The sequence below is a fragment of the Streptomyces sp. NPDC043812 genome (assembly GCF_056436245.1).
The window spans coordinates 87458-100845 of sequence record NZ_JBWKCY010000007.1 but is presented as its reverse complement, the minus strand read 5'-3'; the positions used below and the strand labels follow the sequence as shown (position 1 = coordinate 100845).

Sequence of the window (13388 nt, the reverse complement as noted above, 5' to 3'; positions counted from 1 at the left end):
GGACCCGGTGGTTGTGCGGCGCGGGCCTCGGCAGGAGTGACGTGGTGCGGGGCTCAGCCCGTCGGCTCATGGGTGGCGGCACAGGGCGCGGACAGTGGCGGGCAGCAGCGCCCCCCAACTCCTGTTCCATCGTTGGAAATTTGTGTGCAGCGGAATGAGAGCACGCCGCCCAGCGGCTGTCCAGACCCCGCGCAGCGCGCGAAACGCCGCGCCGCCGCCACCGCCCCGACCGCGCGGCCGGCGCTTTTCACAAACGTCGCGCACCACTCTTGCCGTGCGCGCTCCGGCGGCTATATAACGTTGTAAACCCAGAGCCGCCACAAGCAGACAGAGACTCTCCGGGTCGCATTTCCCCAGGTCAGAGCCCACTTCTGGCCGAGCCTGCCGCATCCCGGAACAGGCCGGCTCTTCATGCCCCCGTCTCCCGACCGCACGCCGCTCGGCGGTGCTGTCACCCCGCCAAGGAGTGTCCTGAGATGACCATTCCGCAGAGGTCTCGCACGCTCGCCGTCGCCTGCCTGCTCGCCACCACCGCCGCACTCACCGCCTCGGGCTGCGCGAAGTCGGAAACCCCGAGCAATGCCGGCGGCGACAGCAACCAGGCCGCACAGGCGGCGAAGACGCCCGCGGGCAGCAGCGGTCCCGGCTGTTCGCTCGAGACCTACGGCGCTCCGAAACTGGACCTGAAGAACGCGGTCGTCGGCTTCTCCCAGTCGGAGAAGGAGGCCAACCCCTTCCGTATCGCGGAGACGCAGTCCATCAAGGACGAGGCCGCGAGGATCGGCGTGAAGAAGCTGCTCACCACCAACGCCCAGTCCCAGCTGTCCAAGCAGATCAGCGACATCCAGGACATGGTCGCGCAGGGCGCCCAGTTCCTGATCGTCGCGCCGCTCAACTCCGACGGCCTGGAACCGGCCTTCAAGGCGGCAGCGGCGAAGAAGGTCCCCGTCCTGACCATCGACCGCAAGGTCAACTCCACCGTCTGCAAGGATTACCTGGCCTTCCTGGGCTCGGACTTCGTGGAGCAGGGCAAGCGTGCGGCGGACGCGATGATCAAGGTCACAGGAGGCAAGGGCAAGGTCGCCATCCTCCTCGGCGCCTCCGGCAACAGCGTCACCACCGACCGCACCAAGGGCTTCGTCGACCAGGTCGCCGCAAAGGCGCCCGGACTGGAGATCGTCGCCCAGCAGACCGGCGAATTCGCCCGCGACAAGGGCCAGCAGGTCATGGAGCAACTCATCCAGTCCAAGCCGGACATCACCGCGGTGTACGCCGAGAACGACGAGATGGCACTCGGAGCCGTCACCGCGCTGAAGGCCGCGGGCAAGAAGCCCGGCGACGACGTCAAGGTCGTCTCCATCGACGGCACCCGCAACGCCGTCCAGGCCCTGGTCAACGGCGAGGTCAACGCGGTCATCGAGTCCAACCCCCGCTTCGGGCCGCTCGCCTTCTCCACCGCGCAGAAGTTCTACGCCGGCGAGGAGATCCCGGAGAACGTCATCATCTCCGACCGTGCCTACGACAAGGCCAACGCCGAGGCGTCGCTCGGCGGAGCGTACTGACCCCGCCCGCTCCGGGCCGCCACGGCGCACACCGCCCGTCGCGGCCCGGACCTCACCCACACGATCTCCGGAAGGCCAGGTTCATGGCACCCCCCGAATCGGCGCCGTCCCCGGCAGCCGCAGCCGGCACGCAGACGCCGGCCGCGCCGACGGTGCTTCAGGCTCGCGGCGTCAGCAAGCGGTTCCCCGGCGTGGTCGCACTCGACGATGTGTCGTTCACCCTGCGCGCGGGCGAGACCCACGCCCTTGTCGGCGAGAACGGTGCCGGCAAGTCCACCCTGATCAAGGTGCTCACCGGCGTGCACCGCCCCGACGGGGGCGAACTGCGGCTGTCCGGACAACCGGTGCACTTCGCCCGGCCCTTCGAGGCGCAGCAGGCCGGCATCTCCACGATCTACCAGGAGGTGAACCTCGTCCCGCTGATGAGCGTGGCGCGGAACATCTTCCTCGGCCGCGAGCCCAAGACCCGGCTCGGACTGATCGACTTCGCCCGGATGCACGGCGAAGCGGCCACGCTGCTGGGAGGGTTCGGCATCACCGTGGACCCCCGCAGGCCCCTGCACACCCTGGGCGTCGGCACCCAGCAGATGGTCGCGCTGGCCCGCGCGGTGTCCGTGCAGGCGCAGGTGGTCGTCATGGACGAACCCACCTCCTCGCTGGAGCCGCGCGAGGTGGAGACGCTCTTCCGGGTCATCGAAGACCTCCGGCAGCGGGGCATCGCGGTGGTCTACGTCAGCCACCGCATGGAGGAGCTGTACCGCATCTGCGACCGGGTCACCGTGCTCCGCGACGGCCGGCACATCCACACGGGCGACCTGGCCGACGTGGACCGCATGCAGCTGGTCTCCATGATGCTCGGCCGGGAGATCACCGAGGTCCGGCGGCACGGCGTGACGAGTTTCGGCGAGGAGGGACACGAGGTCGCGCGGCGACCCGTCCTGACGGCCACCGGTCTGACCCGCAGGCATCAACTGGACGGCATCACCCTCGATCTCCATCCCGGTGAAGTGCTCGGGCTCGGGGGCCTGTTGGGGTCCGGCCGAAGCGAGACCGCCAAGGCGCTCGCCGGTGCGCTGGCCCTCGACGCGGGCGAGATCAGCGTCGACGGTCGCGTGCTGCGCAGGGGCTCGTCCGCGAGTGCCGTCCGCGCCGGAATCAGTCTGCTGCCGGAGGACCGCAAGGCGGACGGCATCGTGCCTGGCCTGTCCGTGCGCGAGAACATCGTGCTCGCCTCGCTGCCCCGGCTGTCCCGCGCGGGCATCGTCTCGCGCGCGCGGCAGGACCGCGTCGTGGACATTTTCATGAAGCGTCTGCGCATCAAGGCGTCGAGCCCGGAGCAGAAGGTCGGCGAACTCTCGGGCGGCAACCAGCAGAAGGTGCTGCTCGCCCGGTGGCTGTGTCTGGAGCCCAAGGTGCTGCTGCTCGACGAGCCCACCCGGGGCATCGATGTCGGCACGAAGGCGGAGGTGCAGTCGCTCGTCGACGAGCTCGCCCAGGAGGGGCTCGCCGTGCTGCTGATCTCCTCCGACATCGAGGAACTCATCGAGGGCTCCGACCGGATCGTGGTGCTGCGCGGCGGGGCCGCAGCGGGCGAGCTGACCGGCGATCAGGTCACGGAGAGTGCCCTGCTCGCGGTCCTCGCCGACCACTCCCCCGCCGCCGTCCCGGCGCCGCAGGAAGCTGCCGCGTCTCCCGCTCCGGCCGGCAAGGAGGATTCCCGATGACCACCACCCAGGCCACCGCAGCACCGGGGCGCGAGCGGACCCGACTGCGCGGCCCCGCATGGTTCCAGGAGTACGGTGTGTACGCGGCGGTGGCCGCGCTCCTGGTCTTCAACACCCTGTTCACCGAGCACTTTCTCACCGTCGACAATCTCCGCACCCAGCTGATCCAGGTCGCCCCGATCGTCATCGTGGCCCTGGGCATGGCCTTGGTGATCGGCACCGAGGGCGTGGACCTGTCGGTGGGTTCGGCGATGGCGCTGGCGGCAGCCCTGCTGCCGCTCTACCTCGGTTACGGGCTCGTGCCCGCCCTGCTCGTCGCGCTCCTGGCCGGTGCCGTGGTCGGCGCGGTGAACGGCACCCTGGTGTCGGTGGTGGGTCTGCAACCCATCGTCGCCACCCTCGCTTTGTTCGTCGGTGGCCGTGGGATCGCCCTGGTCATGGCGGACGGACAACTGAAGCAGATCACCAACCCGGACCTGCTCGCGCTCGGCACCGGCAGCTTCCTCGGCGTTCCGCCGGTCGTTCTTATCGCGGGGGTGCTGGCGCTCGCCGTGGCCCTTCTCGTCCACCGCACCACGTTCGGCCGGCAGGTCGTCGCCATCGGCGGCAACCGTTCCGCAGCCGCGCTCGCCGGGCTCCCCGTCAAACGTGTCCTCACCGGTGTCTACGTCCTGTGCGGTGTGCTGGCTGCGCTCGCCGGAATCCTCGCCACGGCCCGTCTCACCGCCAGCGATCCGTCCTCTCTGGGCAACCTGATGGAGCTGTCCGCGATCACCGCGGTGGTCGTGGGCGGGACCCCGCTCAGCGGCGGATCGATCCGGGTGCTGGGCACCGTCGCGGGCGCCGTGCTGATGCAGTTGCTGCGCGCCACGCTCGTCAAGCACGACCTGCCGGACTCCACCGCCCAGATAGCCCAGGCGGCCATCATCCTCGCCGCCGTCTACGTTGCCCGGGAGCGCCGATCCCGATGAAACTCCTCTCAACACCCGGTTCGCCCGCGGCCGGTACCCAGGCTTCCTCTCTCGGGGACAGCACCGGCCGCGATCCCGTGGCGGCCGCCCAACCGTCCGGCAGGGAGCGCGTCGCCTCGCTCGTCCAGCGTCAGGGCGTGCTCGCCGTCCTGTTCCTCGTCGTGCTCATCGCCTCGTTCGTCTACCCCACGTTCGCCACGCTCGACAACGCCCGCGGCGTGACGGTCCAGGCATCGTTCCTCGCCATGGTGGCGCTGGGCATGACGCTGGTGATCCTCACCGGCGGCATCGACCTGTCGGTCGGTTCGGTGTTCGCCCTCGGCGGTGTACTCGCCGCCTGGGCATCACAATGGGGCCTCGTTCCGGCGCTGTTGGTGCCCCTTGCGGTGTGCGGAGCGATCGGCGCGCTGAACGGACTGCTCATCGCACGGGCGGGCATAGCACCCTTCATCGTCACACTCGCCTCCCTGCTGGGCGCCCGCGGACTGCTGCTCGCGATCACCGACGAGGGCGCCACCACGTATCTGGTCCCCAAGGACTCGGCGTTCGCCGCGCTCGGCCAGGGCAGCATCTGGGGCTTCGGTCATCCGATCCTGATCGCCCTCGTGCTCTTCGGGGCGGGCGGGCTGGTGCTGCAGCGCACGTCGTTCGGCCAGACCCTGTTCGCCGTCGGAGGCAGCAGTGACGCGGCCACCCTCATGGGGCTTCCGGTCGCTCGCGCCAGAGTGACGGTGTATCTCCTCAGCGGGCTCCTGGCCGGCCTCGCCGGTGCCGTCAACGCAGCCCGGCTGTCCTCCGGCGTCACCATCATCGGTGCCGGCATGGAGCTCGACGCGATCGCCGCCGTCGTCATCGGTGGCACCCTCCTCGTGGGCGGAGCCGGATCCGTCAGCGGAACGCTGTGGGGCGTGCTTCTCCTCGCCGTGATCCAGAACCTCATCAACCAGATCGGCTCGCTCAACTCCTCGTACCAGTCCGTGGTCAGCGGCGGCTTCCTCATTCTCGTCGTCGTCGCGCAGCGGTACCTGGGGCGCCGTCGCCGAACAGCCTGAATCCGGCCGGGTCCTGTGCGGGCGCACGTCCGCCGGGGCCCGGCGCACCATCCGGAGTCCGCACGCCACCGGGCCCCGGCCGCAGTCGACCCCATGTCGAACAGTGCCTAACACGAGGAGTGCCGTGGGCGTCAGCCTCAAGGACGTCGCGCAGCGGGCAGGCGTGTCGATCAAGACCGTGTCGAACGTGGTGAACAACTATCCCCACGTCACGCCGCACATGCGTGCCAAGGTGCAGCAGGCCATCGACGAACTCGGTTACCGTCCCAACCTCACCGCGCGCCATCTGCGCAAGGGCCGCACCGGCATCATCGCCTTCGCGGTGCCCGAACTCGGCAACCCCTACTTCGCCGAACTGGCCGGGGCCGTGATCGACGCCGCCGCCCGGCACGACTACACCGTCCTGGTCGACCACACCGCCGGCCTGCGGGAGCGGGAACTCCTGGTCAGCCAGGAGTTCCGGTCCCATGTCATCGACGGCCTGATCCTCAGCCCCATCCACCTGGAGACCGAGGACCTGATCGCCAGACAGGAGACCTCCCCGCTGGTGCTGCTCGGCGAGCGGGAGTACGAGGCGCCCTACGACCAGATCGCCATCGACAACGTGGCCGCGGCACGGACGGCGGTACGCCACCTCCTGGACCTCGGCCGCCGGCGGATCGCCTTCCTCGGCTCACGTACCAGCCGCGAGCGCAGGCCCGCCCATCTCCGCCTGCGGGGCTGGCGCGAGGAACTCGTCGCCGCCGGGCTGGAGCCGGACGAGAGCCTGGTCGTCGCCACCGACGGCTACGGGCGCACCGACGGCGCCGCGGCGATGGCCGCGCTGCTGGAGCGCGGTGAACGGCCCGACGCCGTCTTCGCCTACAACGACCTGATCGCCATCGGAGCGATGCGCACCCTCACCGAACGGGGTCTCACGGTCCCGGGCGACGTCGCCGTCGTCGGCTTCGACGACATCGAGGAGAGCCGCTTCGGCAGCGTCACCCTCACCACCGTCTCCCCGGACAAGCAGGCCATCGCCCGCCTGTCGGTCGCCAGCCTCGTCGAACGGCTCGCAGGAGAGCCGGTGGCCGAACCCCGAAGGCTCAGGCCCGGGTACCGGCTCATCGTCCGGGAATCGACCGGCGCCGCACCTACCGGCGAGCGAAGCGCCGGGGCCGGGCGGGGAACCACCGGCGACCGATCACACGGCTGAGACCACACGTCATCCGCTCACGCCTGCCACGAGGACTGGACATGCCCCGACCCACCGTGCACCACAGGCCGTTCGGCACCGCCCCGAGCGGGGAGGACGTGGGGCTCTGGCGACTGGAGTCCGGCACCGGTGTTCACGCCGAGATCCTCACCTACGGCGGCATACTGCATCGCCTCGGCGTCCCGGACACAGCGGGCAACGTCGCCTCGGTGGTCCTGTCGCTGCCGTCCGTCGACCACTACGCGGAGAAGAACCCCTACGTGGGCGCCCTCATCGGCCGTTACGCCAACCGCATCGCCGACGGACGCTTCACGCTCGACGGCACGACGTACCGGATCCCCACCAACGACCGCGGCCACGCCCTGCACGGCGGCCCGGAAGGCTTCGACACCAAGGTGTGGCAGGCGGATGCCCAGTCGGACGACGAGACGGCCGCGGTACGGCTCTCGCTGCACAGCCCGGACGGCGACATGGGATTCCCCGGCGCCCTCGACATCACCGTCACCTGCACCCTCGACGCCTCGGGCACCCTGCGTCTCGACTACACGGCGGTGACCGACCGCCCCACCGTGGTCAGTCCCACCCATCACGCGTACTTCAACCTCGCGGGAACCGGGGACGTCCTGGGACACACCCTGCAGGTCGATGCCTCCGCCTATCTCCCGGTCACCGTGGACGGAATCCCGCACGGTGCCGCCGCCGACGTGACAGGCACCGCCTTCGACCTGACGTCACCTCAACTGGTCCGAGACCGCCTGCTGATGGCCGACGACCAGGTCCGTCAGGCCGGCGGCTTCGACCACTGCTGGATTCTGCCCGGTTCCGGCGACGGAGTGCTGCGCCGCGCGGCCCGGCTCGTCGCTCCGGCCGCCACGCGTGTCATGGAGGTGTGGACCACGGAACCGGGCGTGCAGGTCTACACCGCCAACCAGCTCGACGGCTCGCTCGTGGACGGCTCCGGCCGGAGCCTCGATCGCCACTGTGCCGTCTGCCTGGAGACGCAGCACTTCCCCGACTCCCCCAATCGTCCCGACTATCCGAGCACTGTGCTGCGCCCCGGTACGACCGGCCGCAGCCGTACCGAATTCCGCTTCCCGCACCTCTCGGCCTGACGATCCGTGCCCCGCCGCAGGATGGACATCGTCATCGGCGCGACGGTCGAGGAAGTTGCGAGAGCAGGGTGGACAGGGCCCCACGCCCGTGCTGTCATGCTCCACGGCGCAAATTTCCAACGTAGTACACGACGTGCGCCGACGGCCGCCCCGCCCTCTCGGGGCTCGACTTCGCGTGCCCCGAACCGGGTCCGGGCCCCATGGGTGCGCGGACCACCTCGGCCTGCCCTGCGGGCACCCCTGACCCACGCGCACATCCCCAACAGCCCAGGTACATACGTGAGTTCTACCGGGAGGTTCTGTTGCGTTTCCCCGATCCGAGTGCGCACAGGCGCACACGCGTCCGGCCGCTGTCGGCACTGGTCGCTGCCGCGGCCCTCGCTGTCGCCGGTACCGCCGTCACGCCCGGGGCCGGCGCCTCGGCGGCGGAGGCGTCCGGCGTGGCGCACGGCTTGAAGGGTGAGTACTTCACCCATTCCGCCCCGGGCGCCTTCGACTTCGACGAGCTGAAGGCCACCACGGTCGACCCCAACCTCGACTTCGGCTCACTCGAGGAACGGCTGCAGGCACGTACCGGCCGGGCCGACGACGCCTCGGTCCGCTGGACCGGGAAGATCACCCCCGAGAAGTCCGGCGACCACCTGTTCTCGATGACCGGAGACAACGGATTCCGGCTCTGGATCGACGGCCGTCCGGTCATCGACCACTGGGTCGACGACTGGGACCGGGAGCAGAACTCGGAGCCCCTGCCCCTCGAGGCCGGCCGCGCCTACGACATCAAGGTGGAGTACTTCGAGCACTTCGGCGGCTCCAATCTGCATCTGCGCTGGACGCCACCCGGCGGCGAGAAGACCGCAGTTCCCCAGTCCGCCTTCACACTCCCCGAGGGCATGGACTACAACGGGCCGACCGCTGTGACCGTCCAGCCTTCCGGCCGCACCCTGAGCCTGGACTTCCCCGAGGCTCTTGCCGCTCCCCCCGCCGGTTTCCTGACGCACGTCCACGCGGTCATCGGCGGCGCCGAGTGGCCGATGGACACGGCGCGACTGGACGCCGGCGACCCGACACGACTGCTGGTCACGCTCGACGAACCGGTCGTGGGACAGGGCGGTGTCGCAGATGTCCGCTACGACGGCACGGGCGGCCTCACCAGTGCCGACGGTGATGCCGTCGACGACTTCTGGACCTCCGGACCGAACGGCTCCGAATACCAGCTGCGGACCCGGTGGGCCGACGACGTCGGACCGGACAACGCCCTCCCGGAGTACCCCCGGCCCCAGTTGACCCGCGACGGGTGGAAGAACCTCAACGGCACATGGCAGTTCGCCGGGGCACGGGCGGGTGAGCAACCACCGTTCGGCAAGGACCTCGCCGAGCGGATCCTGGTGCCCTACCCGGTCGAATCGCAGCTGTCCGGCATCGAGCGCCACGAGGAACGCATGTGGTACCGGCGCACCTTCACTGTCCCCAAGGGCTGGAAGGTCGGCGACGGCAAGCGGCTGAACCTGAACTTCGACGCCGTGGACTGGCAGGCCGAGGTCTACGTCAACGGCAGGAAGGTCACCGAACACAAGGGCGGCTACGACCGGTTCAGCGCCGACGTCACCGACGCCCTGAAGTCCGGCGGGCCGCAGGAACTGATCGTCGGCGTGTACGACCCGACCGACTCGCCCGACGGGGAGAACCCGCCCGTGGGAAAGCAGCGCCTCGACCCGGAGGGCATCTGGTACACACCGTCCTCCGGCATCTGGCAGACGGTGTGGATGGAGCCGGTGGCCGCCGACCATGCAACGGACTTGCGGACGACCCCTGATGTGGCGGGCGAGAAGGTGGCGGTCCAGGTGCGCGGAGTGCGCGACGGCGTCCCCGTCACGGCAATCGCGTACGACGGGAAACGGGAGGTCGGCAGGGCGCGTGGCACCACCGGGTCCCCTCTCTCCGTACCCGTTCCCGATCCGCGTCTGTGGTCACCGGACGACCCGCACCTCTATCAGCTCCGGGTGACGGTCGGCGAAGGCACATCGGCGGACCGGGTGGGCAGCTACTTCGGTATGCGCAGCATCGGGGTCGAGACTGTCGACGGCAGGCAGCGCACCGTGCTGAACGGCAAGCCGGTGTTCGCCATGGCCACGCTCGACCAGGGCTTCTGGCCGGACGGACTGCACACGGCGCCGACCGACGAAGCTCTGGCGTACGACCTGGTGATGCACAAGAGGCTCGGCTACAACTCGGTGCGCAAGCACATCAAGGTCGAGCCCGACCGCTGGTTCTATCACGCGGACAGGCTCGGGCTCCTGGTCTGGCAGGACATGCCGTCCATGCGCTCGGACCGGTCGCCCGACGCGGCTGCACGCAAGCAGTTCGAGGCCGAAATGAAGGAGATGATCCAGCAGCACGACAGCCACCCGTCGGTGATCATGTGGGTCACCTTCAACGAGGGCTGGGGTCAGTACGACCAGGCACGGATCGCGGACTACGCCAAGGGCCTCGACCCGACCCGGCTGGTCAACAACATGAGCGGTCACAACTGCTGCGGTGCGGTGGACGGCGGGAACGGCGACATCTCCGACGCCCACGGCTACCCCGGTGCCCAGTTGCCCGCGGCGGACGGCAGGCGCGCGCTGGTCAGCGGCGAGTACGGCGGCCTCGGCCTGGCGATTCCGGGGCACGCGTGGCCCGTGCGGCACACGTATGTCGGCGTCGAACGGGACAAGTTCACCGAGCAGTATCTGAGCCGGCTGGCGGAGGTCGGACAGCTGGCCGCCTGCCGCGGCAGCAACGGCGCGGTCTACACCCAGATCACCGATCTGGAGGGCGAGTTGAACGGCCTGCTCACCTACGACCGCAAGGTGATCAAGGCTGATGTGAAACGGCTCAGGACCGCCCACGACGCCCTCATCAGGGGCGCGTCCGAGGGCACGCTGCCCTGCGACGCATCCTGACCCACCGAGGGTTCGGCAGTGTCCCTCCCCCGTCGGGGGGACACTGCGGTGCGCCGCGTACCGGTGCCCAGGTCGTCGGCAACGCGGCGCTCGGCCCGTCGCCCGCTACCGGCGCGCGTACAGGGCTCCTCGCGGAGCCCGTCCGCCCCGGCCGCGGTCCTGCCAGGGAATTCGGCCGGGGTGGAACTCATGTCGCGCCGAGGGACGATTGCGCATCCGGATGAAGCGGGTTGCCGGGGGCCGGAGCCGTGCGCCAGAAGCTGATCGCACTCGCGCGGAACGAGCGGTGCCCCGGTCGCCGGCCCGTGCGCATCAGAGCCCACGTCTCGGCGGGCAGCCGTCGGCCTTCCGTGGATCCGGACTTCTCGCCGCACGTGGTGCACTCCACCTCGTGCAACGTTCCTGCGGGGCGCCTTCTTCGGTATCGAGACCGAGGGTCCACTCAGCCGCTTTGATGATCAGGCGTGGCGTCATGCCGACCGCCTGGCCGTGATGATGACGCGATAGAGCACAGGGACGCGGCGCTGCTCAGCACACGCCCGGTGCGCGTACACCAACGTGCGCGAGCCGCCCGACACGGAAGCGTGGACGCGAATGCAGCAGTCCGCCCCGCCCTCCGGGCAGTACGCACAGTGCCGTTCCGGCCTGCTGCCGCCCTTACGGTCTTCCACGGCTACCCCCACTCGTCCGCTGATCAGGCATGGGGCCAGCGTGGCGGCCGGGGAAGGCCGGAACGCTCACAGTTCTGTGAGCGTAGGCGCGTGGCCTACAGGCCGATCCAGGCGGCCATGTGGTTGAGCGAATCGGGAGTGCGGCGGACTGTGTGGAGAAGGCCGGTGATCGCTACACGCGTGCCCGGGTGGTAGCGGGTCTGCTCGGGAGCAGTTCGCCGGGCTTCGACCAGATGCTGCAGCGCCGTTCCAGTGTGCCCCGTCTCCATCTCCACCACGGCCCGGTCCACGAGGAAGCGGGCGCGGCGGGAGGTGAGCGTCGACGGTGGCAGCTTCAGCTGGCGTGCCTGCTTCAAGGCCTCGTCGAACTCCTTCATGGTGACGGAGGCACCCATCTCGTGCAGCGCGACGTTGATGTGCCCGAACGACAGCCAGTGCACCTCACGGGCTTCGCCCCCGATACGGCCCGCCAGCTCGCGCGCCGCAGCGATGTGCGCCGTAACGGCAGTCCGGTCGCCGGCTCGAGCAGCAACGGCCGACGCGCCGAGGTGCAACTGCCCGGCAACGGCGAGCGCTTCCCTCGATGTCCGACCGGCGAGGAGGTCGTGGCCGACCTGGACCAGGCGGCGGCCGAGGTCGCCCTCGGTCTGCTTGTGACCGAGCGCCCGCTTGTACTGGCGGATGGCGCCTAGGCACGGATCAGAGGCGCGCTGCGAGGCCCAGCCCATGCGGTCCAGGGCAATCGGTCGCAAGGTCCGGGTAGCCGACCTTGAGGGCGACATCGTGCGCGGTGCGGTAGGTGGACGCGAGTGCCTGTCACGCGGCGGTCGTCGGGGTCGTCTGTGCGGCATACGTGAGGTCGCCGATGAGGCCAGGGAGGGCGTGCGCTGCCTTGCGGAGATGCGTGGCCCGGACCTCCTGGCATACGTGGTCCGCGGACGCGATGAGCTCGGCGAGCGGAGCCCCAGGGCGGGCCGACACCGGCTCGAGGTCGAAGAGATCCAGGGCCTCACGGATCGGGCGTACCAGGGCGGCGAGGCGGCCGTGTTGGATCTCGGTCACGGCGGCGGATCCTGTGAGAACGATGGCGTCGACACCAAGAGCGGATGCCACGGCGGCCACGAAAGTGTCGGTGGCCGGTCTGGCGCCGCACTCCACCTGATTGAGCAGGCTGTAGGAGTACGGGAGCCGCTCCGCGAGTGCGCGCTGAGTCAGGCAGGCCAACTTCCGCTGCTCCCTGATGCGGGCACCCTGTGGTCGTCCTCCAGCGCGGGCATACTGGTCTCCGTTCCTGACTCGTCACCTGGGACGGTACCCGCGCATCAGGGTGCTGGACCCTTGACCGCCCCAATCCCACTCGGGATGGGGGCGGTTGCATGTGATCGGATGGGGCCATGACGAGGACGCTGTATCTGTTCTGCTCAGCCGCGCCGCCTGTGTTCGATGTCGCCAAGGTCATCGAGGACGCACAGGCTCGCGGATGGGACGTATGCCTTGGCCTGTCGCCGACCGCGTCCCGCTGGCTGCAGCCGAGCCTCGAGGGCCTGGCGGCGCTCACCGGCCATCCGGTGCGGTCCGAGTACAAGCTGCCGGGTGAGCCTGATGTGTGGCCAAAGGCAAACGTGATTCTGTTCGCACCGGCGACCTTCAACTCGGTGAACGAGTGGGCCCTTGGGTTGACGAGCAAGTTCGTCGTCGGAGTCGTGGCCGAAGGCATCGGGAAGGGTATTCCGACGGTCGCGATGCCGTGCGTCAACGCCGCCTACGTCCGGCACCCTGCGTTCGAGGGGTCGGTGGAAACACTGCGGACGGCCGGCGTGACCGTCCTGTACGGCGAAGGTGGCTTCGTTCCCAATGAGCCGGGACAGGGGGGCCCGAACGCGTACCCGTGGGGATTGGCCCTGGATGCTGTGGCCGACATCGGACACGGCCTGGAGGCCGGCACCTGACGGCGGACGTACACATGTCGGCCCCGGTGGTGGGACGGGCATGGTGGTCCCCGCATCCGGCGTGCACTCGTAGTGCGACGCCGCAGTGCGTGCACGTCGAAACCCGCAGGCGGCGGCCCTGGTACGCGGATGTCTCCAGCCGGGGTGCCGACTGCGGTGCCCCGCAGGTCGGGCCCGTTGCGCCTGAGCCGGTGCCACTCGATCTTCAAC

Annotated in this window: 9 protein-coding genes and 1 pseudogene; 8 read left to right on the top strand and 2 right to left on the bottom strand. The window is 69.7% G+C overall.

All coding sequences use genetic code 11. The annotated features are described in order from the left end of the window. The first annotated feature begins 476 nt into the window (after positions 1-476). From AC067Z_RS12915 to AC067Z_RS12885, 7 genes are all read left to right on the top strand, one after another. On the top strand, positions 477-1562 hold the full coding sequence (locus AC067Z_RS12915; RefSeq protein WP_478789526.1) for an ABC transporter substrate-binding protein: 1086 nt from the start codon (positions 477-479) through the stop codon (positions 1560-1562). 83 nt (positions 1563-1645) lie between these two features. Next, entirely contained in the window at positions 1646-3286 is a 1641-nt protein-coding gene (locus AC067Z_RS12910) for a sugar ABC transporter ATP-binding protein (RefSeq protein ID WP_478789525.1), read from the top strand. After that, positions 3283-4257, top strand: a complete 975-nt coding sequence (locus AC067Z_RS12905) for an ABC transporter permease (RefSeq protein ID WP_478789524.1) — start codon at positions 3283-3285, stop codon at positions 4255-4257. Before AC067Z_RS12910 ends, AC067Z_RS12905 begins: the two co-directional genes overlap by 4 nt. After that, entirely contained in the window at positions 4254-5309 is a 1056-nt protein-coding gene (locus AC067Z_RS12900; protein WP_478789523.1) for an ABC transporter permease, read from the top strand. The genes AC067Z_RS12905 and AC067Z_RS12900 overlap by 4 nt, the downstream gene beginning before the upstream one ends. A gap of 124 nt (positions 5310-5433) precedes the next feature. Continuing rightward, positions 5434-6504 carry a LacI family DNA-binding transcriptional regulator gene (locus AC067Z_RS12895; RefSeq protein ID WP_478789522.1) on the top strand — a complete coding sequence of 357 codons (1071 nt, stop codon included), beginning with the start codon at positions 5434-5436 and terminating at the stop codon, positions 6502-6504. 41 nt (positions 6505-6545) lie between these two features. Next, positions 6546-7616: an aldose epimerase family protein gene (locus AC067Z_RS12890; protein ID WP_478789521.1), complete on the top strand. Its 1071-nt coding sequence runs from the start codon at positions 6546-6548 to the stop codon at positions 7614-7616. Between the two features lie 302 nt (positions 7617-7918). Then, the gene (locus tag AC067Z_RS12885) at positions 7919-10558 is read left to right on the top strand and encodes a PA14 domain-containing protein (RefSeq protein ID WP_478789520.1); all 2640 of its coding nucleotides are present in this window, start codon (positions 7919-7921) and stop codon (positions 10556-10558) included. Between the two features lie 187 nt (positions 10559-10745). Here the strand turns inward: AC067Z_RS12885 and AC067Z_RS12880 are convergent, their stop codons facing one another. Together AC067Z_RS12880 and AC067Z_RS12875 are read right to left on the bottom strand one after the other, a co-directional pair. Further along, positions 10746-11000, bottom strand: a complete 255-nt coding sequence (locus AC067Z_RS12880) for a DUF7848 domain-containing protein (RefSeq protein WP_478789519.1) — start codon at positions 10998-11000, stop codon at positions 10746-10748. A 324-nt stretch (positions 11001-11324) separates the two neighbouring features. Next, positions 11325-12506: pseudogene (locus AC067Z_RS12875) on the bottom strand (helix-turn-helix domain-containing protein). 117 nt (positions 12507-12623) lie between these two features. On the opposite strand from AC067Z_RS12875, the gene AC067Z_RS12870 reads away from it, so the two are divergent. Then, positions 12624-13178, top strand: coding sequence for an HFCD family protein (locus AC067Z_RS12870; RefSeq protein ID WP_478789518.1), 555 nt, complete (start codon positions 12624-12626; stop codon positions 13176-13178). Positions 13179-13388 lie beyond the last annotated feature (210 nt).

Coding starts and splice junctions, on each gene's coding strand:
- AC067Z_RS12915 (WP_478789526.1), top strand. CDS start 477: ATGACCATTCCGCAGAGGTCTCGCACGCTCGCCGTCGCCTGCCTGCTC.
- AC067Z_RS12910 (WP_478789525.1), top strand. CDS start 1,646: ATGGCACCCCCCGAATCGGCGCCGTCCCCGGCAGCCGCAGCCGGCACG.
- AC067Z_RS12905 (WP_478789524.1), top strand. CDS start 3,283: ATGACCACCACCCAGGCCACCGCAGCACCGGGGCGCGAGCGGACCCGA.
- AC067Z_RS12900 (WP_478789523.1), top strand. CDS start 4,254: ATGAAACTCCTCTCAACACCCGGTTCGCCCGCGGCCGGTACCCAGGCT.
- AC067Z_RS12890 (WP_478789521.1), top strand. CDS start 6,546: ATGCCCCGACCCACCGTGCACCACAGGCCGTTCGGCACCGCCCCGAGC.
- AC067Z_RS12870 (WP_478789518.1), top strand. CDS start 12,624: ATGACGAGGACGCTGTATCTGTTCTGCTCAGCCGCGCCGCCTGTGTTC.